Annotated in this window: 25 protein-coding genes; 10 read left to right on the top strand and 15 right to left on the bottom strand. The window is 72.9% G+C overall.

Annotation, left to right across the window (positions count from 1 at the left end):
• Nucleotides 1-205 precede the first annotated feature (205 nt).
• Nucleotides 206-2,608 (top strand): beta-xylosidase/alpha-l-arabinosidase, encoded by a 2,403-nt coding sequence (locus tag KJS59_RS26820; RefSeq protein WP_249714935.1) that lies wholly within the window; start codon nt 206-208, stop codon nt 2,606-2,608.
• Nucleotides 2,605-3,156, top strand: a complete 552-nt coding sequence (locus KJS59_RS26815; protein WP_213456019.1) for a Gfo/Idh/MocA family oxidoreductase — start codon at nt 2,605-2,607, stop codon at nt 3,154-3,156. Before KJS59_RS26820 ends, KJS59_RS26815 begins: the two co-directional genes overlap by 4 nt.
• Before the next feature lie 94 nt (nt 3,157-3,250).
• Here the strand turns inward: KJS59_RS26815 and KJS59_RS26810 are convergent, their stop codons facing one another.
• Nucleotides 3,251-4,267, bottom strand: a complete 1,017-nt coding sequence (locus KJS59_RS26810) for a LacI family DNA-binding transcriptional regulator (protein WP_213456017.1) — start codon at nt 4,265-4,267, stop codon at nt 3,251-3,253.
• A gap of 266 nt (nt 4,268-4,533) precedes the next feature.
• On the opposite strand from KJS59_RS26810, the gene KJS59_RS26805 reads away from it, so the two are divergent.
• Entirely contained in the window at nt 4,534-5,652 is a 1,119-nt protein-coding gene (locus KJS59_RS26805) for an endo-1,4-beta-xylanase (RefSeq protein ID WP_213456014.1), read from the top strand.
• A 376-nt stretch (nt 5,653-6,028) separates the two neighbouring features.
• Here the strand turns inward: KJS59_RS26805 and KJS59_RS26800 are convergent, their stop codons facing one another.
• Nucleotides 6,029-6,463, bottom strand: a complete 435-nt coding sequence (locus KJS59_RS26800) for a DoxX family protein (protein WP_213456012.1) — start codon at nt 6,461-6,463, stop codon at nt 6,029-6,031.
• Between the two features lie 194 nt (nt 6,464-6,657).
• On the opposite strand from KJS59_RS26800, the gene KJS59_RS26795 reads away from it, so the two are divergent.
• The 3 genes from KJS59_RS26795 to KJS59_RS26785 all read left to right on the top strand — a co-directional run bounded on the left by KJS59_RS26795 (nt 6,658) and on the right by KJS59_RS26785 (nt 9,347).
• The gene (locus KJS59_RS26795) at nt 6,658-6,909 is read left to right on the top strand and encodes a DUF3040 domain-containing protein (protein WP_213456010.1); all 252 of its coding nucleotides are present in this window, start codon (nt 6,658-6,660) and stop codon (nt 6,907-6,909) included.
• A gap of 173 nt (nt 6,910-7,082) precedes the next feature.
• Nucleotides 7,083-7,892, top strand: a complete 810-nt coding sequence (locus KJS59_RS26790) for a DUF1775 domain-containing protein (protein WP_213456008.1) — start codon at nt 7,083-7,085, stop codon at nt 7,890-7,892.
• 498 nt (nt 7,893-8,390) lie between these two features.
• Nucleotides 8,391-9,347 carry a Pecanex-like protein 1 gene (locus tag KJS59_RS26785; protein WP_213456006.1) on the top strand — a complete coding sequence of 319 codons (957 nt, stop codon included), beginning with the start codon at nt 8,391-8,393 and terminating at the stop codon, nt 9,345-9,347.
• Between the two features lie 57 nt (nt 9,348-9,404).
• Here the strand turns inward: KJS59_RS26785 and KJS59_RS26780 are convergent, their stop codons facing one another.
• The 3 genes from KJS59_RS26780 to KJS59_RS26770 form a co-directional block, all read right to left on the bottom strand.
• Nucleotides 9,405-9,893, bottom strand: a complete 489-nt coding sequence (locus KJS59_RS26780; RefSeq protein ID WP_213456004.1) for a hypothetical protein — start codon at nt 9,891-9,893, stop codon at nt 9,405-9,407.
• Nucleotides 9,894-10,922: 1,029 nt separating this feature from the next.
• Nucleotides 10,923-12,116 carry a helix-turn-helix domain-containing protein gene (locus tag KJS59_RS26775; protein ID WP_213456002.1) on the bottom strand — a complete coding sequence of 398 codons (1,194 nt, stop codon included), beginning with the start codon at nt 12,114-12,116 and terminating at the stop codon, nt 10,923-10,925.
• On the bottom strand, nt 12,113-12,280 hold the full coding sequence (locus KJS59_RS26770; protein WP_249714934.1) for a (2Fe-2S)-binding protein: 168 nt from the start codon (nt 12,278-12,280) through the stop codon (nt 12,113-12,115). Before KJS59_RS26770 ends, KJS59_RS26775 begins: the two co-directional genes overlap by 4 nt.
• A 109-nt stretch (nt 12,281-12,389) precedes the next feature.
• Between KJS59_RS26770 and KJS59_RS26765 the strand changes: the two genes are divergently transcribed.
• Complete coding sequence (locus KJS59_RS26765) at nt 12,390-13,205, top strand: class I SAM-dependent methyltransferase (RefSeq protein ID WP_213456000.1); 816 nt, start codon at nt 12,390-12,392, stop codon at nt 13,203-13,205.
• On the opposite strand, the gene KJS59_RS26760 is transcribed toward KJS59_RS26765, so the two are convergent.
• The 5 genes from KJS59_RS26760 to KJS59_RS26740 all read right to left on the bottom strand — a co-directional run bounded on the left by KJS59_RS26760 (nt 13,169) and on the right by KJS59_RS26740 (nt 17,273).
• Nucleotides 13,169-13,813, bottom strand: a complete 645-nt coding sequence (locus KJS59_RS26760) for a response regulator (RefSeq protein WP_213455998.1) — start codon at nt 13,811-13,813, stop codon at nt 13,169-13,171. The two genes, KJS59_RS26765 and KJS59_RS26760, sit on opposite strands and share 37 nt — an antisense overlap.
• The gene (locus tag KJS59_RS26755) at nt 13,810-14,988 is read right to left on the bottom strand and encodes a sensor histidine kinase (RefSeq protein WP_376771278.1); all 1,179 of its coding nucleotides are present in this window, start codon (nt 14,986-14,988) and stop codon (nt 13,810-13,812) included. Before KJS59_RS26755 ends, KJS59_RS26760 begins: the two co-directional genes overlap by 4 nt.
• Nucleotides 14,989-15,750, bottom strand: coding sequence for an ABC transporter permease (locus KJS59_RS26750; protein WP_213455994.1), 762 nt, complete (start codon nt 15,748-15,750; stop codon nt 14,989-14,991). It lies immediately after the preceding gene.
• Nucleotides 15,747-16,736 carry an ABC transporter ATP-binding protein gene (locus KJS59_RS26745; RefSeq protein ID WP_213455992.1) on the bottom strand — a complete coding sequence of 330 codons (990 nt, stop codon included), beginning with the start codon at nt 16,734-16,736 and terminating at the stop codon, nt 15,747-15,749. The genes KJS59_RS26750 and KJS59_RS26745 overlap by 4 nt, the downstream gene beginning before the upstream one ends.
• A 75-nt stretch (nt 16,737-16,811) precedes the next feature.
• Entirely contained in the window at nt 16,812-17,273 is a 462-nt protein-coding gene (locus tag KJS59_RS26740) for a hemerythrin domain-containing protein (protein WP_213455990.1), read from the bottom strand.
• Between the two features lie 278 nt (nt 17,274-17,551).
• Between KJS59_RS26740 and KJS59_RS26735 the strand changes: the two genes are divergently transcribed.
• The 3 genes from KJS59_RS26735 to KJS59_RS26725 all read left to right on the top strand — a co-directional run bounded on the left by KJS59_RS26735 (nt 17,552) and on the right by KJS59_RS26725 (nt 19,760).
• Complete coding sequence (locus KJS59_RS26735) at nt 17,552-18,139, top strand: TMEM165/GDT1 family protein (RefSeq protein ID WP_213455988.1); 588 nt, start codon at nt 17,552-17,554, stop codon at nt 18,137-18,139.
• 10 nt (nt 18,140-18,149) lie between these two features.
• Nucleotides 18,150-19,313 (top strand): RtcB family protein, encoded by a 1,164-nt coding sequence (locus tag KJS59_RS26730; RefSeq protein WP_213455986.1) that lies wholly within the window; start codon nt 18,150-18,152, stop codon nt 19,311-19,313.
• A gap of 63 nt (nt 19,314-19,376) precedes the next feature.
• Entirely contained in the window at nt 19,377-19,760 is a 384-nt protein-coding gene (locus tag KJS59_RS26725) for a DUF2267 domain-containing protein (RefSeq protein WP_213455984.1), read from the top strand.
• 3 nt (nt 19,761-19,763) lie between these two features.
• On the opposite strand, the gene KJS59_RS26720 is transcribed toward KJS59_RS26725, so the two are convergent.
• From KJS59_RS26720 to KJS59_RS26700, 5 genes are all read right to left on the bottom strand, one after another.
• Nucleotides 19,764-19,916 (bottom strand): hypothetical protein, encoded by a 153-nt coding sequence (locus tag KJS59_RS26720; RefSeq protein WP_213455982.1) that lies wholly within the window; start codon nt 19,914-19,916, stop codon nt 19,764-19,766.
• An 82-nt stretch (nt 19,917-19,998) separates the two neighbouring features.
• A complete protein-coding gene (locus KJS59_RS26715; RefSeq protein ID WP_213455980.1) occupies nt 19,999-20,190 on the bottom strand; it encodes a ferredoxin in 192 nt (63 codons plus the stop codon).
• Nucleotides 20,187-21,410: a cytochrome P450 gene (locus KJS59_RS26710; protein ID WP_213455978.1), complete on the bottom strand. Its 1,224-nt coding sequence runs from the start codon at nt 21,408-21,410 to the stop codon at nt 20,187-20,189. Before KJS59_RS26710 ends, KJS59_RS26715 begins: the two co-directional genes overlap by 4 nt.
• Nucleotides 21,407-21,991 carry a GTP-binding protein gene (locus KJS59_RS26705; protein ID WP_213455976.1) on the bottom strand — a complete coding sequence of 195 codons (585 nt, stop codon included), beginning with the start codon at nt 21,989-21,991 and terminating at the stop codon, nt 21,407-21,409. Before KJS59_RS26705 ends, KJS59_RS26710 begins: the two co-directional genes overlap by 4 nt.
• Nucleotides 21,972-22,328: a DUF742 domain-containing protein gene (locus KJS59_RS26700; RefSeq protein WP_213455974.1), complete on the bottom strand. Its 357-nt coding sequence runs from the start codon at nt 22,326-22,328 to the stop codon at nt 21,972-21,974. The genes KJS59_RS26705 and KJS59_RS26700 overlap by 20 nt, the downstream gene beginning before the upstream one ends.
• Between the last annotated feature and the right edge of the window lies 1 nt (nt 22,329).

Below are 22,329 nucleotides of genomic sequence, written 5' to 3'. Positions count from 1 at the left end.
CGCTACGGTCGCGTTTTGACCCGATCCAAGACCTACCGCTTATCAGGTCCAGGCGTTACTTTGGTGTGACCTTGGCGCGACCGGCGGCCCCGAAAACCCTCCGGAAAGTCGTCGAAAACAGGTCCTACACCGAGTTCAAGCGCCGGTCGCGCACCGCGGCCACGCTCGCGCCCGGCAGAGCTTGCCCCAGGACAGGAGGCTGCACGTGAGCGGCGACGCCCACATCCGTGACGGTTCGGGAGCGGTGCCACCCTTGCCCGGCCCAGACCGGCCCACCGTGCTGACCGCGCCCGGTGGCCCGGAGGCGGACGGACACGCCCCCTGGCGGGACCGCGGCCGGCCGGCCGCCGAGCGGGTCGAGGACCTGCTGTCCCGCATGACCGTGGAGGAGAAGGTCGCCCAGCTGTACTCGGTCTGGGTCGGCGGCGCGGACGGCGAGGGCGAGGTCGCGCCCCAGCAGGACGAGCTGATGGAGGACGTGGACTGGGCCGAGGTCATCCCGGCCGGCCTGGGCCAGCTCACCCGCCCGTTCGGCACCGCGCCGGTGCCTCCGGGGGAGGGCGCCCGCGGCCTGGCCCGGCTCCAGCGGGAAGTCATCGCGGCGGGCCGGTTCGGCATCCCGGCGCTCGCCCACGAGGAGTGCCTGGCCGGCTTCACCACCTGGCAGGCCACCATCTACCCGGTCCCGCTCGCCTGGGGCGCCAGCTTCGACCCGGAGCTGATCGAGCGGATGGCCGCCCAGATCGGCGGCGCGATGCGCTCGGTCGGCGTGCACCAGGGCCTGGCCCCCGTCCTCGACGTCGCCCGCGACCTGCGCTGGGGCCGCATCGAGGAGACCATCGGCGAGGACCCCTACCTGGTCGGCACGGTCGGCACCGCCTACGTGCGCGGCCTCCAGTCCACCGGCATCATCGCCACCCTCAAGCACTTCATCGGGTACTCGGCCTCCCGCGCCGGCCGCAACCACGCCCCGACCGGGATCGGCCGCCGGGAACTGCACGACGTGCTGCTCCCACCGTTCGAGATGGCGATCGCCGCGGGCGCCGGTTCGGTCATGAACTCCTACGCGGAGATCGACGGGCTGCCCCCGGCCGCCGACCCGGAGCTGTTCACCGGCATCCTGCGGGACACCTGGGGCTTCACCGGCACCGTCGTCTCGGACTACTTCGCGATCGCGTTCCTGGAGCGCAACCACCACGTGGCCGCCGACCGGGGCGCCGCCGCCCGGCTGGCGCTGGCCGCCGGCATCGACGTGGAACTGCCCTCCATGTACTGCTTCGGCGCGCCGCTGCTCGCCGCCATCCGAGCCGGCGACGTGCCCGAGTCGCTCGTCGACCGGGCCGCCCGCCGGGTCCTGCTGCAGAAGTGCGAGCTGGGCCTGCTCGACCCGGGCTTCTCGCCCGAGCCGCCGGCCGGCGACGAGCCGATCGACCTGGACCCGCCGGCGGCCCGCGCGCTGGCCCGCCAGGTGGCGGAGGAGTCGGTGGTGCTGGTCGTCAACGACGGCACCCTGCCGCTGCGCCCGGACGCCCGGGTCGCGGTGGTCGGCCCGCTCGCCGACGACGCCGACGCGATGCTCGGCTGCTACTCGTTCCCCCGGCACCAGGCCAGCAGCCACCCCGGGCTGCCGCTCGGGCTGGAGATCCCGTCCCTGCTCCAGGCGCTGCGCCGGGAGGCGACCGGCGCCACCCTCACCACCGCCCCGGGCTGCACCGTGGACGGTCCGGACAGCGCGGGCATCGCCGAGGCGGTCGCCGCCGCCCGGGCGGCGGATGTCTGCGTGGCCGTGCTCGGTGACCGGGCCGGCCTGTTCGGCGGCGGCACCTCCGGCGAGGGCTGCGACGCCCCCGACCTCGCCCTGCCGGGCTTGCAGGGCCAGCTCCTGGAGGCGCTGCTGGAAACCGGCACGCCCGTCGTCGCCGTCCTGTTCTCCGGCCGCACCTACGCGCTGGGCGCCTACGCCGACCGGCTCGCCGGCCTCGTGCAGGCGTTCTTCCCCGGCGAGGAGGGCGGCCCCGCGGTCGCTGGCGTGCTCACCGGCCGGGTCTGCCCGTCCGGCCGGCTGCCCGTCGGCATCCCCCGGCAGAGCGGTGGCCAGCCGGCCACCTACCTCGCGCCGGCACTCGGGCAGCGGACCGAGGTCAGCAACCTCGACCCGTCCGCGCTCTACCCGTTCGGCCACGGCCTGTCGTACACCACCTTCGAGTGGGCGGGCGCGAGCGCCGACGCCACCGAGATCCCCACCGACGGCACCGTGACCGTGGGCGTGACCGTGCGCAACGCCGGCGACCGGGCCGGGGCCGAGGTGGTCCAGGTGTACCTGCACGACCCGGTCGCGCAGGTGACCCGGCCGGTGACCCGGCTCATCGGGTACTCCCGGCTGGCGTTGGAGCCCGGCGAGTCCCGCCGGGTGGAGTTCGCCGTGCACGCCGATCTCACCTCGTTCATCGGCGTGGCCGGCCACCGGGTCGTGGAGCCCGGCGACATCGAACTGCGTCTCGCCGGGTCCAGCGCCGACGTGCGGCACGCCCTGCCGGTCCGGTTGACCGGCGCCGAGCGCCGCGTCGACCACCGCCGGACGTTCACCGCGGGGGTGTCCCTGCGATGACCACCCTGGTCCTGGAGGTCGCCGTCGTCGGCGCCGGCGGGACCGCGGCAGCACACGCCCGGGGCGTCGCCGCCACCCGGGGGGTGCTGCGCATCGTCGCGGCGGTCGACCCCGTGCCGTCCCGGCTGCGCGCCTTCGGCGAGCGCTGGGCGGTCCCCAACCTGTACTACGACCTGCCCACCCTGCTCGAGGCGGAGTGCTCCGACCTGGTCGCGCTGTGCTCACCGCCCGCCCTGCACCGGGAGCAGGCCGTCGCCTGCATCGCGCGGGGCCGGGCGGTCCTCAGCCACCACCCGACCGCCCTCAGCCTCGCCGACCTGGACGCCATCGCGGCGGCGACCGGGCCGGGCCGCGGGGCGGGTGGGGTGTTCGCGGGTGCCTTCCCGGAGCGGTTCGCCCCGGCCGACGACCCGCGTACCGGCCTCGCCGCTCAGCTCACCGCCGTCCACGCCGCCCTGCTGGCCGGCGAGCCGCCGCCCGTCACGCTGGCCGACACACGGTCCACCGTGGAGCGTCTGGCCGGCATCCGGAGCGGTAGCCGGGGCTGACCACCCGGCACGGCGGCGGCCATACCCGGCCCGTACGCGTCCGCGTTGGCGGGGTGGGCGGCGCGTCCACAAACTTCCGGAAGGCTCCCGGAAATCAACCTAGCGGTGCGGTGCTGTGCCGCACCACCAACTCGGTCGCCAGTTCGACCCGCGGGGTCTCGATCTCCTCGCCCTGGGCCAGGCGGAGCACCGTGCGGGCCGCCAGCAGGCCCATCTCGGCCAGCGGCTGGCGGATCGTGGTCAGCGGCGGGGACGCCCAGCGCGCCTCCGGCAGGTCGTCGAAGCCGATGACGCTGATGTCGTCCGGCACCCGCAGGCCCTGTCGGCGCAGGCCCTCGTACACGCCGAAGGCCATCTGGTCGCTGGCCGCGAAGATCGCGGTGGGCGGGTTCTTCAGGGCCAGCAGCGCGGTGGCGCCCGCGTAGCCGGACTCGTGGTAGAAGTCCCCGGGCTGGAGCAGTTCGTCCACCACCTCGATGCCGACGGCCTCCAGGCCGGCCCGGTACCCGTCGAGCCGGGCCCGGCTGCACAGCAGGCGCTTCGGCCCGGAGATGAAGCCGATCCGGCGGTGGCCGAGGGAGAGCAGGTGCTCGGTGGCGGCCAGCCCGCCGGCCCAGTTGGTGGCGCCGATCGTGGGCACGTCGATGGCCGGCACCCCGGCCGGGTCCACCATGACCATCGGGATGTTCAGCCGGCGCAGTTCGGCGTGCAGCGGCGGGGTCAGGTCGGAGTTGACGTAGATGACCCCGTCGGTGGCCCGGGCGCGCAGGTTCTGCAGCCACTGCCGGGCGGACGTGCTGCGCCGGTGGATCGCGGAGACCACGGTGCCCACGCCGGCCGAGTGCGCCATCTCCTCCACGCCGCGGATGATCTCGACGGCCCACGGGCTGTCCAGGTCGTTGAAGACCAGGTCGATCAGGCTGGAGCTGACCCGGGAGCGGGTGGCGCGGCGCCGGTACCCGTGCGTGCGCAGCAGTTCCTCGACCCGCTCGCGGGTCGACGGCGCCACGTCTGAGCGGCCGTTGAGGACCCGCGACACGGTCGGCACGGAGACGCCGGCCTCGCGCGCTATCGCGGTGATGGTGACCCTGCGTCCCTCATCCTCGGCCACGTAACCGTCTCCTTCAATCCTCGCGCCGGCGGGTGGCCGGAAGTTCCGGAACGCTCCGGCGCCGGCAGACCCCCGTCGTCCTGCGCCTATCTTGCCCCACCGATGGGGGTTGACGGCATCCCGGGTCGGCCCTAGCGTTCCCAACAAGTTACGGAAGTGTTCCGGAAACTTGTCCGGGTCCAGCCGCTGGCTGGGCGCCTCCGGCGCGGCGAACCGCCGCCGGTCGCGTCCTCCTCCGGTATCCGCAGCGCGCGAAGGGAACGCCCATGAACGTGCGCCGCCTCGCCCCCGCCGGTGCGCTGGCCGCCATCCTCCTGGCCACCCTCGGCTGCTCGGCGACCGCGGATGCCGATCCCCACGGGTCCGCGCCGGCGGCGGCCACCCCCGCCGCCAGCGCGAAACCTCCCGCCCCGGCCGACCGGCCGCTGCGCACCGTGGCCGCCGCCACGGGCGTTCGCATCGGCACCGCGGTCGACGTCAACGCCCTCAAGAACGACGCGCTGTACGAGCGGCTGGTCGGCCAGGAGTTCAACACGGTCACCCCGGAGAACGCGATGAAGTGGGAGTCGGTCGAGCCGCAGCGCGGCGTCTACACGTGGGAGCAGGCGGACGCGCTCGTGGACTACGCGCGGGCGCACGACCAGCTCGTCCGCGGCCACACGCTCATCTGGCACAACCAGAACCCGTCCTGGCTGACCGACGGCAACTTCTCCACAGCGGAACTGCGGGCGATCCTGAAGGAGCACATCGCCACCCAGATGCGGCACTTCAAGGGCCGGATCTGGGCCTGGGACGTGGCCAACGAGGTGATCGACGACAGCGGCCAGCTGCGCAGCACGTTCTGGCTGCAGAAGCTCGGCCCCGGCTACATCGCGGACGCGTTCCGCTGGGCCCACCAGGCGGACCCGAAGGCGATCCTGTTCCTGAACGACTACAACGTCGAGGGCATCAACGACAAGAGCACCGCGTACTACAACCTGATCAAGGACCTGCTGAAGCAGGGCGTGCCGGTGCGGGGCTTCGGGATCCAGGGCCACCTCGACGTGCGGTACTCGTTCCCGGCCGACGTGCAGGCCAACCTCAACCGGTTCGGCCAGCTCGGCCTGAAGACCGCGCTGACCGAGGTGGACGTGCGGATCACGCTGCCGGTGGACGCCACCGAGTCGACCTCCCAGGCGTACGCGTACAACTCGCTGCTCACCGCCTGCCTGCTGGCGCGCGGCTGCATCTCGTACACGGTGTGGGGCTACACCGACAAGTACTCGTGGGTGCCCGGCGTCTTCGCCGGGCAGGGCGAGGCGAACCTGCTGGACGGAAACTTCCAGCCGAAGCCGGCGTACGACGCGCTGAAGCAGACGCTGACCCAGGCCGGCGCGCGCAAGTAGGCGGCGCCCAACGACGGAGGACGCGCAGGTGGCGCTGCCGTCCTCGCGGGTGGGTACCGGGGCGCGGGGCCCGCCCGGTGGTACCGGGGGAACGGCTCCCCGGTCCGCTGGGCGCCGGTCCGGATCAGGGGCGGACGGACGGCCCCGCCCCGGCCCGCCCGACCGCCCGTGCGCACCGTGGTCCCGGGGATCTGACCACGGCCGCGGCGCGGGCGCGGAGGACCCCTCGTTCCGGGCTGGACGAGGGGTCCTTTGCCGCCCTGCGGATGTCGGTCTGTCCGCGGGTGCTGCTACGCACGCGCGGATCAGGCGTGGTGGCCAACTGGCGGGCGGGTTCGGCGCGCTGTCCGCGGGTGCCGACCTGCTTGCGCGCGGATCAGGCGTGGTCGGTGGCCAACTGGCGGGCGGGTTCGGTGCGCCGGGACAGCAGCGCGTCCAGCGACCACCGGCCGGCGCCGAGCGTCGCGATCGCGAGGAATGCCCAGCAGAACAGCGCCGCCGACTCGCCGCCGTTGGTCAGCGGCAGCAGCCCGCCGGGCTGGTGCACGGTGAAGTACGCGTACGCCATCGAGCCGGACGCGACCAGCGCCGCGAACCGGGTGCCCAGGCCGATCAGGACCAGGACGCCGGCGACGAGTTGGATCACCGCGGCGTACCAGCCGGGCCAGGTGCCGGCGGGTATCGCGTGGCCGCTGCCGCGGTTGCCGCCGAGTACACCGAACAACGAGGCGATCCCGTGGCAGGCGAACAGCAGTCCGACGACGGTGCGGTACAGGGACAGAACGGTGCCGGAGAGGCGGGCGGGAGTCATGGTCCGCAGAGTAGCAAAAACATAGAGAACTATAAATATTGATCATCATGATTGTGTTTTCCGGGCGGCGCAGGGTGACGGCGGGTGAGCGGGCGGAACTGGCCCGCCCGGGCGTGCTTGGCGGCGGCGGGGAACGGGTACCAGCCGGGCGGACCCCGCGCGAGGAGAGCGGGCCCGCCGAGGGAGGGGCAGCCATGCTGAGCAGAGCGGACCAGCGCCGACTCGACGAGATCGCCCGGCACCTGCGCGACACCGACCCGGAGTTCGCCATGGCGATGGGTGGACCGGCGCGGCCGAGGGCCTACCGGATGCTGCTGACGGTGAGCGTCGTGCTGTGGACCCTGCCCGTGGCGCTGACCGCGCTCGGCGGCTGGCTGCTCGGCGCGATCACCGCGGTGGTGCTCACCGCCGCGGGCGTCGCGCTGCTGCTCTGCCGTCGATGGTGACCGCCGGGCCGTGGGTGCGCGTGGTCACCAACGGGATGGGGGACCGGTCGGCGCTGCGCCGTGGCGGGTGGGCCCCTGCCCGGCCGCCGGGATCCAGGCGTACCGGCGACCGGATCGGGAACTTTTTTCGTGATCGATTGAACCGACCGGGCGCCGATTACGAACACCCCGGCATGGGGTACCCGTATCCGCTCCGGGGCCGGCGTGGCGGCCGGCTCGCCCGCGCCGCGGTGACGCTCTGCGCCGCCGCCGGCGGGCTGCTGGTGGCCGCCGCTCCGGCGCTGGCCGATGTCGGCCTCACGCCCCCGGAGGCGGTCCAGGGCGGTGCCGCCCGGGTCACGTTCCAGGTCACCAACCCGGCGGGCGCCCACCCGGGCGGGCAGGCCGCGATCACCCGGGTCGAGGTGCGGCTGCCCCCGGAGACGCCGATCGCCGAGGTGTACCCGCTGTCGGTCTCCGACTGGGCGCCGGCCATGACGACCCGCACCCTGGCGACCGCGCTCCCGGGCATACACGGCGATCAGACCGAGGTCACGACGGTGGTCACCTGGACGGCCGTGGGCAAGGGGTTGCCACCGGGCGGCTCGGCTGAACTGTCGCTGGAGATGGGCCCCATGCCCGCGACCGACCGGCTCGCCTTCCAGGTCATCCAGACCAACTCGGACGGCACCGCGCTGAAGTACACGACGGGCGCCGATGGCGGCCAGCGCCCGGCCCTCGTGGTCGCGCTGCGGCCGCCGGCGCCGGGAGAGGTGGCCGGGCACGTGCACGGCGCCGCACCGCCCCAGGGTGCCGCACCACCTCAGGGTGCCGCGCCACCCGCCTCTCCGGGCCGTTCCAACGCCTGGTGGCTGGCCGGCGCGATGCTGCTCATCGGCGTCACGGCGGGCGCCGGAATTGCCCGCCAGCGGCGCCCGCAAACGGTGCGAGAAGAAGGCGGTAATGAGCCGGTCCCGGCGGGCGTCAATGGCGGTGTCGGCTGAGGAAAGATGCTCCCGCAATTCCATTTTCGAGACGGCCTCGCGCGCTCGTTAGAGCCACTCTGACCTGCCCATATGTGAGTGACTGCGCCAGTCGGCGCGACCTCACGGGAAACATAAATCTTCTTTAAGTTAGATCGTGGTGTGGCTTATTTTCCGGGTGGCGCTTGACAGGCGTCCGGCGCGCTCATAATTTGGGGAAACGCAAATAGGCTTACCGATTCACAGGCGTCGGCACGTACTCCGCCTGCGGTTCGGGTCCCGCCGGTGCGGGGAGTCGGCGAGATCGGCCGGGGTGGCCCGGGCCGTTCGTCGCCGGAGAGGCCGCGAGCGATCGCGGGGCTCCGCGGCGATGGCGGGATGCGGCCCACCACCTCCACCGGTCGCGCGGCTGCCCGCGGCGAACCGGCGGTCGTACCCCGGCCCGCACGCCACCTGGCACCACCCGGCGGCGCCGTCCCGGCGCCCGACGAGAGAAACGAGAGGGAAGGGTATCCCGCCATGCACCAGAGGTCGGCACAACGCGGCGGTTCCGCTGCCCGGTACCGGAACAAGCGCGTCTTTGCCGTGATCGCCGCGCTGGCCACCTTCGGCGCGGTCGCGGCGGTCGCCCAGTTCGCGAACGCGGGAACCCGCGGCGGCAACAACGCCTGGACCCGGTCGCGCACCGCCTGCACTCCCGCGCCAGCCCAGCCCGCGCCCACCGCCACGGCCAGCCCGGGCGCCACCGCGGGCACGGTCAACGGCGGCATCCAGAACGGCCGGCAGGTCCGCAACCACCTCCAGGACGGCGCCAACGACCGCGGCTCGCTGTTCGCCCGCAACCGCGGCTGCACCCCGGCGCCCGGCACCGGCACCGCCTCGGGCACCCCGTCGGCCGGCGCGACCGACGCCGGCACGGAGCCGCCGCCCGCGCCGGAGATTCTGGGCAACAACTGCGACACCAGCCAACTGGCCGAGCACGACGGCTTCCAGAACGGCGGGCGCTGCGTCACCACCGAGTTCGGCGAGGTCGGCACCCAGGACCAGAACCCCACCCTGCTGATCACCTCGGCGCCGCAGACCGTGCGGGTCGGCCAGGCGTTCACCCTGCGGGTCAGCACCCGCAACCTGGTCCGCGACCGGTTCCTCGCCGCTGGCCAGGGCGGCTACTACAAGGAGAGCTCCTTCCTGACCGCCGAGGGCCTGGTCCGCGGCCACTTCCACACCGCCTGCCGGATGCTGTCCACGACCCGCGGCGCGCCCGACCCCGCCCCCGTGCCGGCGTTCTTCGTGGCCACCGAGGACGGCGGCGGCGGCGCCAACCCGGACGTGATCAGCATCCAGGTGACCGGCCTGCCGCAGCAGGGCATCGCGCAGTGCGCCTCGTGGGCCGGTGACGGCTCGCACCGGATCCCGATGATGCAGCGGGCCAACCAGATCCCCGCCTTCGACTCGGTCCGGATCATCGTCCAGTAAGGACCATCGCGAGACATGACAAGGCGTGGGCGCCCACGGGCGCCCACGCCTTGTTCCCTACAGTGCGACCGGATGCACGGCAAGCCGGAGCTGCTGGGCCCCGTTTCGACCTGCGTTATAGCGGGTGTCCAGGTGGGCGCCGCGTCGGGTCAGTGCTTGGCGTACTTCGTGGAGTACGGCGGGGAAGTCGCGGCGGATTCGTTCTCGTGTTGCGTGTATTACCAGCCATCCTCGGTAGGTCAGTAGCATCGTGGCGCGGGTGTCGAATTCGATCGTGACGTGGTGCTCGGGCCAGGCGATCTCCGTGATTACTTCGAGTCCGGAGTCGTGGCGCAGTAGGTGGCGTAGTTGCGGGCGTGGGAGGCCGGCCAGCATCAGCCGTGTGCGTAGGCAGGAGATGAACTGGTCGGTGGGGGTGCCGTCGGCGGTCTCGAACACGAGGCGGGCGCGTTTGCTGCCACGTCGGCGTTGGTGTTTGGCTAGCTGTTGGTCTAGGTCGTGGCGGGTGACGAACCCTTGGCGAAGCATGGTGTCCACGATGGCCACCGCGTCGGTGGTGGGTAGCCACATCGCGGTGTCCCAGGCGGTTCGGGCTGGGGTGGTGTGTGGTGGGTCGCCGCCGGGTTGGGTGTCGTCGGGGCTTGGTTGGGTGACGTGGACGCGGACGTGACGCTGTGCGCTGACTCGCACCTGTGGGGGTGCGATGACGTGGACTGGGTCGCTGAATGAGGCGGCGTTTGCTACGCCGAGCAGTGTTGCTGCGGATGGTCCTGCGATGAGGGTGCCTTGGGGTAGGCGTAGGGCGGCGGCCTGGCACATCAGGGTGTGGTCTTGGGGTAGGCGGGCGTCGGCGTAGATGTTTTGTAGTAGTCGGATCCATGCCTGGCTGCGTAGTTGGTGTTCGGTGAGCAGGCCGGCGTGGATGGCGTCGCTGCCGTGGAAGACCTGCCGTTCGAGTGGGCGTGGGCGGTGTGGTTGTGGGGGCATCAAGGCTCCACGAATCGGGGAAAGGGGAGGCAGGGGGGGTCGCAGATCAGCGGGTGGGTGCGGCCGTAGGTATCCGGCCGTCGTCGGCTCGGTGGGGTCGTGGGGTGGGTTGTTTGGGGTGGGTTGTTACTGTCCGGTTGCCCGCCACCACGCACCCCGGGTCATCAGTGGCGGGTCGTTCAGCGGCGGGTGGCGGGGCTGGAGGACGGGAAACCGTTGCGTCGGCTGCCGTTCCCACGACGGCCGTTTCGTCTGCCCCCACCACGGTTGCTGAAGACCGCGAATCCTGCGGCAGGGATATTCAGGTGCGCCGCAGGTGCAGTGCCGCAGCCAGGGCGCCCACCACGGGCGCCGCGGTCGATGTTGCATTTCGCCTCGCCCCCATATCTGGGGAGGCGCGGCGGTCGGACTCGGGTCACCGCCGCGCCTCGACCGGTGAGGACCGCGGCGGCTATCTGGTCGAGCCTGGGCATTGACACACCGCCGCGGTCGCTTGTCGCCGAACGTAACGACGCCATGACCACGCGGCGTGCCCCGCTATGGGTCAATCGGGCAGGAATCTCATGGTCGGATTGTCCTCAGCCCGGGTCAGTCGGTCACACCCATCCGCTCGGCGATGCCCTTCAACCCCGGCATCCGCTGCTTGCGCCGGCGCGGCATCAGTTCCTCCACCACGGACCTGGCCAGGCCGTGGTGCTGCAGCATCTCAGGGGCGATCTGCTCGATTTTCCGCAACGCGTCCAGGGCTTCCTGCGACTTCCATTGCAACGTGGCAGCCCACGCCACGTTCAGCAGGTGACGGCAGTGGATGCTCGGTGGCAACGTCTCCGGGTGCTCCACCCGCTTCGCGGCTGTCAACGCCTGCCGCGGCTGGTCGGTGACCTGTGCGAGTTGCACCTCGGAATGGGCCGCCCAGGTGCGGGAAAAGGGCACTGTGTACGCGGCGGTCAGCTTCCGCTCACCCACCACCTGCCCGGCCGCCTGCACGAGCGCGAGCAACTCGTGGGCCTCGTCGGTGCGGCCTTCCCGGGCCAGGGCCATGGTGCCGAAGTGCAGCAAGTACCCCCACACGGCGACCTGCTCCTGCGACGCCTTCGATAGCACCGGCTCAATCTCTTGAGCCGCCGTCGCGGCGAGGGTCTGTGCCTGCTGCCACAGGCCCTGCCGGGACAGCAACCACGCCATGGAGGAGTGCTGGGCCGCGCGCAGCAGAGGGTCCTCGGCCGCCTCCGCGGCGTCTACGGCTTGGAGTAGCGCGACATGGGCGAGGTCTTCGTAGGCCAGTTGGGTGACCAGCTTCGCGGCGATCTGCAACGACTCGGACAGAATCGCCGACGCCGTCCGCCGGTCGTCGCCCCCGCTGGCGGCGCGGACCGCGGACCGGGCGGCGGCCAGGTGCCCGGGGATCTGCTCGGACAGGGCCCCGTAGCGGGCGTGCCAGTACAGGGAACGCATGTCGGTGACGTTGCGGCGCAGTACCGCGAGGGCAGGTGATTCGGCGTCCTCGCTGCGGTCGTAGATCGCGGCCCGGATGGCGGCCACATCGGCCGTCTTTCCGTCGCTGAGGCCGTGCTGGACGCCGAGGAGGTCAGACACGGGTGCGTCCAGGGCGGCGGCGAGCGCGGTGATGGTGTCCAGGCGGGCGCTCTGCCGCTTGCCCTGCTCGAGTTTGCGGATGATGCCGACGTACACACCGGACGCGGTGGCGAGTTGTTCTTGGGACATGCGCCGCCGGTGGCGTGCCTGGGTGAGTCGCTGCCCGAGAGAGGTAGTCGTCGTCACGACCCGAGGGTAACCCGCGGCGGGTCACTTCGGGGATGTGCAGGACGTGCCAAGCAGCCGGTGCAGACCTTTGGTTGGGGGAGTGCGAAGGATAGGCAGCATGTTTTGCGCTGTACGGTCAGTTCGCCGGAGCGGTCGGGTACGAGGTCGCTGAGGTCGGCCACGTTCAGCGCGCGGAGGAGGGTGTCGATTGTTTCGGCTATCGGGCCGGGGACGGTCAGGGTAGCCCCTCCAGTAGTGCACGGGAGCGGCGATGCCGCCTACCCTGGCGCGATGAGCGACGAGCGGACCGTGTTGCGGGCCACCTTCACCGAGGACGCCGAGCGCTACGATCGGGCCCGCCCCGGGTACCCCGAGGCGTTGTTCGCCGATCTCGTCGAACTGACCGGCGCCGGTCCCGGCAGTCGGGTGTTGGAGATCGGTCCCGGTACCGGCCAGGCGACCGTTCCGTTGGCCGGTCTCGGCTGCGCGGTCACCGCGGTCGAGTTGGGTGCCGAACTGGCCGGGGTGGCCCGGCGTCGGCTCGCCGCCCAGCCGCGGGTGCGCGTCGTCACCGCTGAGTTCGAGACCTGGCCGCTGCCCGCCGAGCCGTTCGACGTGGTGTTCAGCGCCACGGCGTTCCACTGGATCGACCCGGCCGTGCGGCTGGCGAAGGCGGCGGCCGCGCTGCGCCCCGGCGGCGCGTTGGCGACCGTGTTGACCGAGCACGTCGCGGGCGGCACCGAGCCGTTCTTCGCCGAGGCGCAGAAGTGCTACGAGCGGTACGACCCGACCGTCGAGAAGGGAATCCGGCTGATCCCGGCCGCCGACATCCCGCCCGACGACGCCGAGCTCGCCGGCCAGGATGCCCTCACCGGAACGGTTTTCCGCCGCTACGTGACCGATGTGGAGTACACCACCGAGGCGTACCTGGACGTGCTGATGACGTACTCGGGGCACCGCGCGATGCCGGCGCCGGCCCGGGCGGGGTTGCTGGCGTGCATCGCCGACCTGATCGACGGCCGGTACGGCGGGCGCATCACCAAGCGGTACCTGCGGGAACTGCGGGTCACCTACTGCTCGCCCGGTACCAGCAGCCCGAGTTCGTAGCCGGTGGCCACGGCCGCCGCCCGGTCGTTGACCCCGAGCTTCGCGTACACGTGCAGCAGGTGCGTCTTCACGCTGGCCTCGCTGATGAACAGCCGGCGGGCGGCCTCCCGGTTGGTGGCGCCCCGGGCGACCAGGCGCAGCACCTCCAACTCGCGCGGGCTCAGCGGCTCGGCGGTGCGACCGGACGGGCGCCGCACGTGGCCGAGCAGGCGCGTCGCGACGGCAGGGGAGAGGGTCGTCTCGCCGTTGGCGGCGGCGCGCACCGCCTGGAACAGTTCCGCCTGGCTGGCGTCCTTGAGCAGGTAACCGGTCGTTCCCGCCTCGATCGCCGGTACCAGGTCCGCCTCGTCGTCGAACGTGGTGAGCACGACCACCCGGCACGGCAGGCCCCGCTCGTGCAGCCGCCGGATCGCCTCCACGCCGCCGACCCGGGGCATCCGCAGGTCCATCAGCACCACGTCGGGGGCGAGCGATTCGGCCTTCGCCACCGCCTCGGCGCCGTCGCCGGCCTCGCCGACGACGGTGAACTCCGGGGTGCCGGTGAACATGCCGCGCAGCCCGTCCCGGACCACCGGGTGGTCGTCGACGATGAGCACCCGGATCGTCATGGGGCCGCCTCCACGCTCTCGGCGGGCACCGGGATCGCCGCGTAGACGGCGGTGCCCCCGCCCGGTTCCGACTCCACGGCCATCGTGCCGGCCAGCCGGGCCACCCGGTCCCGCATCGCCGCCAGGCCGTACCCCTCGACCGGCGCGGCGACCTCGAAGCCGACGCCGTCGTCGCGCACGTCCAGGCTGACCAGATCGTCCAGATAGGACAGTGTGAGCCCGACCCGGGTGGCGCCGGCGTGCCGGGCCACGTTGGTCAGGCTCTCCTGCGCGGCGCGCAGCAGCGCCGCCTCCGCGTCGCTGGGCACCTGGCGGACCGGGCCCGTGACGGTCACCTCGACCGGCACGCCGTGCGTCGCGGACCAGCGGGCCGCCACCCCGGCGACCGCGTCCGGCAGCCGTTCGGACGCCAACTCGCCGGGGCGCATCGCGCGCACCGAGCGGCGCGCCTCGGCCAACCCCTCAGCGGCCAACCGGGCGGCGTTGGCGAGGTGGCGTTCCCGGTCCGCCGGGCGGGCCGCCGCGGCGGTGGCGGCCTGGAGTTGGGTGATGACGCCGGTCAGGCTCTGCGCGATGGTGTCGTGGATCTCCCCGGCCAGCCGCTGCCGCTCCGCACGCACCCCCGCCTCCCGCGCCTGGACCAGCAACTGCGCGTGCAGGGCGGTGTTCTCCCGCAGCGCCTCGGCCAGCCGCCGGTTGCGCTCGACGCTGACGTCGCCGATCCGGCAGAAGAGCACCACCAGCGCGGTGACGACCGCCGCCACCGCCAGCCACAGCGGCACCGCCACGCTCGACGGCTGGGCCAGCGAGCCGGGCAGCCAGGCGGTGGCGGCCAGGGCGGTCACCGCGACGCCGGCGAGCTTCCACCGTCCCGGCAGGAACGCCCAGGAGTGCATGTACCCGACGAAGACGAAGAAGCCGAACCAGGGGCTGACCGCGGCCAGCGCCACGATCAGGGCGAGCAGGCCGACGCAGTAGGCGACCATCAGGCGCGGCCGGGGGGTGGTCGCCGGCAGCAGGGTCGGCACCATCCAGGCCGCGGCGAGCAGGGTCAGCGGGCCGGCCGGGTACCACCCCTGCTGCCCGACCGCCAGCGCGGCGCTGACCGCCAGCAGGACGTACGGGATTGCGCGGGTGACCCGGACCAGCCACCTGGGTGCCTGCTCGTCCAACACTCACTCCCAGCGGAAGTACCTGGCCGCGGCGGCGGCGAGGGCAATCGCCCAGGCCGCCATTATGACCAGCGGCAACGGGTCGGTGCGCCCGCCGGCCCAGGCGGCCAGCAGCGCCTCCCGGAACGCGCCGAGCGGCGTGAACCGCCCGGCCGCGGCCACCGCCGGCGGCATCCCCGCGACCGGCAGCATCAGCCCGGCCAGGAACGCGCACGGGAAGTACAGCAGGACGCCGACGCCGTTGGCGGCGCGACCGTTCGGCGCGAGCGCGGCGATCAGCAGCCCGACGCCGAACAGTGCCGCCACGCCGAGGACGAACGCCGCCGCGAACGCCAGCGGGTCGCGGGGCAGCGGCACGCCCACCCCGAGGCGGGCGGAGGCCACGATGAGCGCGCCCGCGACGACCGCCAGCCCCACCTGGAGGACCAGCTGCACCGCCAGCAGCGCCGCCGGCCGCACCGGGGTGGTGGCGAGCCGGCGCAGTATCCCCTGCTCCCGGTACGAGGCGAGCGTGGTGGGCACCTGGTAGAACGCGACCAGCGCGATGCCGATCGCCACGGACATGGCCGCCAGGCCGGTCAGGGACCGGCTGTCACCGGCCGGGGTGGCGGGGGCGCCCCCGTGCGCGTCCCCGCCACCGGGGTCGGTGCCGCCGCCGGCCGTGAGGCCGAAGACGGCCAGCACGAACAGCGGGATCACCACGGTGAACAGCCACGCCGGCTGGCGCAGCAGCAGCTTCGTCTCGACGATCGCCAGCGCCCTCACCGGTCGCCCCCCATCCGGTCGGTTCCGTTCCCGTCGCGTCCCGTCCCGCCGTTTCCGGTCAGGGCGACGAACGCGCCATCCAGCGTGCGGGGCTCGATCCGCAGGTCCGCGACGAGCAGCCGCCGCCGGGCCAGCGCCGCGGTCACCTCGTCCGCGAAACGGCCCCGGCCGGTGACCACCACCCGGCCGCCCTCGCGCTCTACCCGGGCCACGCCCGCCAGGTCCCGCAGTGGGCCGTCGGAGAAGGTCCCGTCCATCGGGCGGAAGCTGAGCCGGTACGCGGCGTCCACGCGGTCGATCAGCCCGGCCGGGGTGTCCACCGCGACCACCCGGCCCCGGTCGAACACCGCCAGCCGGTCGCAGAGCCGCTCCACCTCGTCCATGAAGTGGCTGACCAGGATGACGGTCACCCCGCGGTCCCGGATCCGGGCGACCGCGTCCCAGGTCTCCCGGCGGGCGTGCGGGTCCAGGCCGGTGGTCAGCTCGTCGAGGATCGCCAGCCGGGGGTCGCCGACCAGCGCCAGCGCCACGTTCACCCGCTGCTTCTGGCCGCCGGAGAGCCGGCCGAAACGCGCGCCCACGTGGTCGGCGAGGCCCAGGTCGTCCAGCAACTCGCGCCAGTCCCGCGGCCGGCGGTAGAACGACGCGTACAGCCGCAGCGCCTCGCCGACCTTGATGGCGTCCGGCAGTTTCGCCTGCTGAAGCTGCACCCCGACCCGCTCGCGCAGCTCCCGGCCGCCGCGGCGGGGGTCCCGGCCGAGCACCCGGACCTCGCCGCTGTCCGGGCGGCGCAGGCCGGCCACGCACTCCACCGCGGTGGTCTTGCCGGCGCCGTTGGGCCCCAGAATTCCGAAGATCTCGCCCTCGCGGACCGCGAACGAGGCGCCGTCCAGCGCCGTGCGGTCGCCGTACCTTTTGGTGAGGCCCCTGGCCTGGACCAGCTCCGCCTGGACCAGCTCCGCCTCGACCGGTGTTCCCGATGCCATACCGCCAGCGTCGCGGCCGGCGGGGCGCCGGGCATCGATCGCCGGCCGCGCGAAGAGGGGTGCGGTTTTAGCCGATCAGTCGATGTGCACCCGGGGGGCGTTCGCCTGGAACGTCTCCACCACGGTCGCCAGCTCGCGCAGGTCCTCGTCGGGCAGCGCGTCCCGCAGGTGCGGGTGCTCGTGCCGCTCCTCGTTCTGGCAGTGGCCGAGGACCGCCTCGCGCAGCAGCAGCAGCGAGGTGTCGAACGTCGGGTGCCCCAACCCCGCCTCGACCAGCTGGCCGAGCATGTCGTTGGTGCGCTGCTCCTCGCGGAGCCGGTCGTCGACCATCGCGTCGCCGCCGCCGGTGCGCGCCAGCGGGTGTACGAACTGCTGCTCGGCGGCCTCGTGCACGGTGATCAGCCGGACCAGCTCGGCGAACGAGTCCCGGCGGACCTCCGCCGCGGACGCGCCGACGAGCAGGAACAGCTCCTCGATCCGGGCGTGCTGGGACACCAGCAGGTCCACCACATCCCACTCAGGGTCGGTGTCGGTCACGCCGGCCGGATACCCGGCGGCACCGGCGGTAACCGCCCCCGCCCGCCGGCGATTGGCGGGGTGCCCCGCGCCACCATCCGGCCGGGTTCGCGGGCGGATCGGCTATCGTGATCAGCGCGAGGGGGAGTAGCCCACCAACACCGCGGTCGACATGCTGGCGCCTTCGGACGCCCGGCTGCGGGGCCTCACGCGGGGCGGGCGAGACCTTCGACTCAGGCTGAAGGGCCGGGTCGAGGGCGTCCACCCCCGGATCCGGCAAGAACCGGACAAGGGGTGCGATGAACGGCTTCCTCGCCGCGCTGGCGATCAGCTTCGGCGTCATCTTCGTGGCCGAACTCGGCGACAAGTCACAACTCATGGCGCTCACCTTCGCCACCCGGTTCCGGGCCGCGCCGGTGCTGATCGGCATCACGGCCGCCACGGCCCTGGTCCACCTGGTCTCGGTCGGCATCGGGTACGGCCTGGGCGCCGCGCTGCCCACCGCCTGGATCTCGCTGCTCGCGGGGCTGGCGTTCGTCGCCTTCGGGGCCTGGACGCTGCGCGGCGACCGGCTGACCGAGGAGGAAAAGGGCCGGGCCGAGCGAACCAGCGGCTCGGTGATCCTGGCGGTCGGCGGCGCGTTCTTCCTCGCCGAACTGGGCGACAAGACGATGCTCGCCACCATCACCCTGGCCACCCAGCACGGCTGGTTCGGCACCTGGATCGGCTCGACCGTCGGCATGGTCGCCGCCGACGCGCTGGCCATCCTCGTCGGCCGGCTGCTCGGCCGGCGCCTGCCGGAGCGGGTCATCAGGTACGGCGCGGCCGCGCTGTTCTTCGTCTTCGGCATCGTTTTATCGATCGATGCGCTGATCGAACTCCTCTAGCCTGTCGGACGTGAAGCAGATCACCAAGCGGCTGATGAACTGGGCCAGCATCGTCGAGCCGGCGACGCTGGAGCAGGCGAAGGCGACCGCCTCGCTGCCGTTCATCCACCCGCACGTGGCCCTGATGCCGGACGCGCACCTGGGCAAGGGCGCCACCGTCGGCTCGGTCATCCCGACCCGCGGCGCGATCATCCCCGCCGCGGTCGGGGTGGACATCGGCTGCGGCATGGCCGCCGTGCGCACCCAGTACCACCGGGGCGAACTCGGCGCGCGCCTGAGCGACCTGCGGGAGGCGATCGAGCGGGCGATCCCGCTCTCGGCCGGCAACCACAACACCGCGCTGACCGACACCGCTCGCGAGCGGGTGGAGCGGCTCACGAAGGCGGCCGAGAAGGCGGGGTTCGAGCCCGGCCGGTACGCCGGCAACTGGGAGCTCCAGCTCGGCTCGCTCGGCTCCGGCAACCACTTCATCGAGGTGACGGCCGACGAGACCGGCGCCGTCTGGCTGTTCCTGCACTCCGGCTCCCGGGGCATCGGCAACCGGATCGCCGCGCACCACATCCGGGTGGCGCAGGAGGCCATGACGCGCTGGTGGATCCAGCTACCGGACCGCGACCTGGCGTACCTGGTGGAGGGCACCGACGAGTTCTGGGCGTATATCCGGCAGCTCACCTGGGCGCAGGAGTTCGCGCTGGCCAACCGGGACGAGATGATGGACCGGGTGGTCGACTGCTTCGCCGGGTGGCACGGCCCGGTGCGCGAGGTGGAGCGGGTGCAGTGCCACCACAACTACACCGCCCGCGAGCGGCACTTCGGCGAGGAGGTGTGGCTGTCCCGCAAGGGCGCCATCAACGCCGCCGAGGGGGTGCCGGGGCTGATCCCGGGCTCGATGGGTGACGCCTCGTACGTGGTGGTCGGCAAGGGCAACCGGCTGTCGCTGAACTCGTCCCCGCACGGCGCCGGCCGCAACTACTCGCGGTCGGCGGCGCGGCGGGCGTTCACCCGCGAGCAGCTGCGGGAGGCGATGGCCGGCATCGAGTACCGGGACACCGACGCGTTCATCGACGAGATCCCGCAGGCGTACAAGCCGATCGACGTGGTCATGCGGGACGCGGCGGACCTGGTCGAGGTGCGGCACACCCTGCGCCAGATCGTCAACGTCAAGGGCGACTGACCGCACCGGGCCCGGGTAAAGAGCAGCCGACCCCCCGTCCGGCATGGCCGAAGGGAGACGCGGATGAAGTACGACGAGTTCATCGACGCGGTGGCGGAGCGCGCGGTGCTGACGGACGGTCAGGCCCAGGTGCTGACGATCGCCACGCTGGCCACCCTGGCGGAACGGATCACCGGTGGCGAGGCGGACGACCTGGCCTCCCAGCTCCCCGCGCCGCTCCAGGAGCCGCTGCTGGCCGCCGACGAGCCGGCCATGCCGTTCGACCTGGCGGAGTTCATCCGGCGGGTCAGCGAGCGGGCGGCGGTCGACGCGGCCGACGCCGTGGAGGGCATCCGGGCCGTGTTCGGCACCCTCGCGGAGGCGGTCACCGGCGGTGAGTTCGCCGACGTGCTCTCCCAGCTGCCCGACGAGTACGTCGAACTGGTCGGGCCGATCGGCATCGTGTAGCCCCTACCGCGGCCAGTCGTCACCGGCGTCCAGGCGCTGGCGCAGCAGCGTCTCGGCGAACCGCGCGACCAGCGTCCGGGCCCGGGCCGTCTCCACCGCCCGAGCGGCGGCCTCGCCGGCCGCGCGCCGCTGTAACGCCTCCCGCCGCTCGTCCATCCGGCCATTCTGCCAGCGGGCCAGGGCCGGTCCGGACCGGCACGGTCGGCCGCGCCCGCCGAACGGCCCTGGTCGGGCGCCGTCAGCGGTGCAGGCTGATGGCGCCCTCCGGGCAGGCGGCCGCACCGCGTTCGGCGGCCGCCTCCCGGCCGGCGGGTACGGCGCGCTCGCCGGGCGCCGCGTAGCCCTGCTCGTCGAGCGGGTACACCTGCGGGGCGAGCGCGTGGCAGCGCACGTGCCCGACGCACCGCCGCTCGTCCACTGTAGACTTCACCGGGGCAGCTCCACCCCGCGCGGCTCGCCCGGGGTGAACGTGGCCGGCAGGTCCACGAAGCCGTTGATGATGCCGATCGACTCGTTGCGCCGCGCCGCCGCCCGGTCGATCCGGTGGTCCGGCATCCGGTCCAGGACGCCGCGCAGCATGAGCTGGAACCAGGAGCGGGCGAAGTTCGAGCCGATGCAGCGGTGGATGCCCAGGCCGAAGGCGGTGTGCGGGTTCGGGAAGCGGTCCAGCCTGGCCGTGCCGGGGTCCTCGAAGACCGCCGGATCGCGGTTCGCGGCCGCGAACGACATCAGCACCCGGTCGCCCGCCCGGATCTCCTGATCTCCGAGTGTCACGTCCTTCGTGGCGGTGCGGGCCAGCGCCGGCACGGGCGTGAAGAGGCGCAGGAACTCCTCGGTGGCGTGCTCCAGCAACTCCGGTTTGCCGGCGAGTTGCTCGCGCTGCGCCGGGTGCTCGTCCAGCCACCACAGCGTGTTCGCCAGCAGCGCCGTGGTGGTGTCGACCCCGCCCTGCATGACGAGCAGCGCGATCAGGACCACCTCGCCGTCCGGCAGCGCCTTGCCATCCACAGTGGCCCTGCACAGGCCGCTCAGCAGGCCGTCCGCCCGCTCGGTGCGCAGCCGCGGCACGAGGGCGCCGAGCGCGCCGCCGAGTTGCTGGAGCGCGGCCATGCAGCGCAGGTACTCGGGGCCGCCGGCGGGGAAGGAGACGATGCCGTGCATCGGCTCGGCGTAGGTCTCCCAGTCGTCCAGCGGCAGCCCGACCAGGCGCATCGTGGCCAGCGCGGGCACCGGGTTGCCCAGGTCCCGGACGAAGTCGATCCGCCCGCTCGCGCAGGCCCGGTCCAGGAACGCGTCCACCGCCTGCCGCACGAACGGCTCCATCGCGCGGGCCGCGGTCGGCGAGAAGTACGGGTTCAGCATCCGCCGGTACGCGTTGTAGATCGGCGGGTCGAACTCCATCGGCACCTGGAGCATCGGGTTCGGCGGGATCACGATGCCCTGCCGCGGATCGCTCGGGTCCGCCATGTTGTGCGTGGACGTGAACGTCTCGTCGTCCCGGATCACCCGGCTGAGGCTGGCGTGGTCCGAGACCACCCAGAAGCCGCCGTACGCGTCGGAGCGGGCGACCGGGCACCGGGCCAGGTTCTCGTCCGCGATCCGCTGCCAGTTGTCCCGGTACCCGGTGGTGTAGTGGTCGAACGTGGTCACTCGTCGCCTCCCTGGCGGGCCCGGCGGATCAGGTCCTCGACGAACGCGATGAGAACCTCCTTCGCGGACTGTCGGTCCCGGGCGTCGGTGAGCATGACCCGCACGTCGTCGTCCAGGTCCAGCGCCACCCGGATGTCCTCGGGGCGGTACCGCTTCGCGCCGTCGAAGCAGTTGACCGCGACGAGGAACGGCATCCCGCGCTTCTCGAAGAAGTCCACGGACGGGAAGCTGTCGGCCAGCCGGCGGGTGTCGGCCAGCACCACGGCGCCCAGCGCGCCGGTGGCCAACTCGTCCCAGACGAACCAGAACCGGTCCTGGCCCGGGGTGCCGAACAGGTACAGGATCAGGTTGCCGGCCAGGGTGATCCGGCCGAAGTCGAGGGCGACCGTGGTGGTCGACTTGCCCTCCACACCGGACAGATCGTCGATCCCGACGCTCTCGGCGGTGATGACCTCCTCGGTGCGCAGCGGGTCCACCTCGCTCAGCGAGGCCACCATGGTGGTCTTGCCGACGCCGAAGCCGCCCGCGATGAGGATCTTCAGCGCGGTGGGCAGGTCGTCCTCAGAGTGCTTGTAGGCCATGGGCCACCGCCTTCAGCAGGTCCAGGTCGGGACGGGCGGTACGGGCCGCCGGCATCCGGACGATGAGCGCGCCGCGCGCCCGCAGGTCGTCCAGGAGCACCCGGACCACCCCGGCCGGCAGGTTGACCGCGGCGGCCAGTTCGGCCACCGAGACCGGGTGCCGGGCCCGCTCCAGGATCGCCAGGTGCTCGGGCTCCCACCCCTCGTCGGTGCGGGCCGCACGGGCCGCCACCACGAGCGTGATGAGGTCGAAGTCGGCCGAGGCCCGGGTCCGGCCGTGGGTCATCGCGTAGGGCCGGACCAGCGGGCCGGCCGCGTCGTCGTCCTGCTCGGCCACG

Origin of the sequence: Rhizomonospora bruguierae (assembly GCF_018397995.1) — a bacterium.
Lineage (GTDB): Bacteria > Actinomycetota > Actinomycetes > Mycobacteriales > Micromonosporaceae > Rhizomonospora > Rhizomonospora bruguierae.
The sequence above is the reverse complement of the archived record's forward strand: the minus strand, read 5'-3'. Positions and strand labels throughout refer to the sequence as shown.

Bases quoted from the DNA above. Each gene is read 5' to 3' on its own strand.
- KJS59_RS26735 (WP_213455988.1), top strand. From the start codon at position 17,552: ATGAACGGCTTCCTCGCCGCGCTGGCGATCAGCTTCGGCGTCATCTTC.
- KJS59_RS26705 (WP_213455976.1), bottom strand. From the start codon at position 21,991: ATGGCCTACAAGCACTCTGAGGACGACCTGCCCACCGCGCTGAAGATC.
- KJS59_RS26760 (WP_213455998.1), bottom strand. From the start codon at position 13,813: ATGACGATCCGGGTGCTCATCGTCGACGACCACCCGGTGGTCCGGGAC.
- KJS59_RS26785 (WP_213456006.1), top strand. From the start codon at position 8,391: ATGCACCAGAGGTCGGCACAACGCGGCGGTTCCGCTGCCCGGTACCGG.
- KJS59_RS26765 (WP_213456000.1), top strand. From the start codon at position 12,390: ATGAGCGACGAGCGGACCGTGTTGCGGGCCACCTTCACCGAGGACGCC.
- KJS59_RS26720 (WP_213455982.1), bottom strand. From the start codon at position 19,916: ATGGACGAGCGGCGGGAGGCGTTACAGCGGCGCGCGGCCGGCGAGGCC.
- KJS59_RS26790 (WP_213456008.1), top strand. From the start codon at position 7,083: ATGGGGTACCCGTATCCGCTCCGGGGCCGGCGTGGCGGCCGGCTCGCC.
- KJS59_RS26815 (WP_213456019.1), top strand. From the start codon at position 2,605: ATGACCACCCTGGTCCTGGAGGTCGCCGTCGTCGGCGCCGGCGGGACC.
- KJS59_RS26745 (WP_213455992.1), bottom strand. From the start codon at position 16,736: ATGGCATCGGGAACACCGGTCGAGGCGGAGCTGGTCCAGGCGGAGCTG.
- KJS59_RS26725 (WP_213455984.1), top strand. From the start codon at position 19,377: ATGAAGTACGACGAGTTCATCGACGCGGTGGCGGAGCGCGCGGTGCTG.
- KJS59_RS26795 (WP_213456010.1), top strand. From the start codon at position 6,658: ATGCTGAGCAGAGCGGACCAGCGCCGACTCGACGAGATCGCCCGGCAC.
- KJS59_RS26800 (WP_213456012.1), bottom strand. From the start codon at position 6,463: ATGACTCCCGCCCGCCTCTCCGGCACCGTTCTGTCCCTGTACCGCACC.
- KJS59_RS26805 (WP_213456014.1), top strand. From the start codon at position 4,534: ATGAACGTGCGCCGCCTCGCCCCCGCCGGTGCGCTGGCCGCCATCCTC.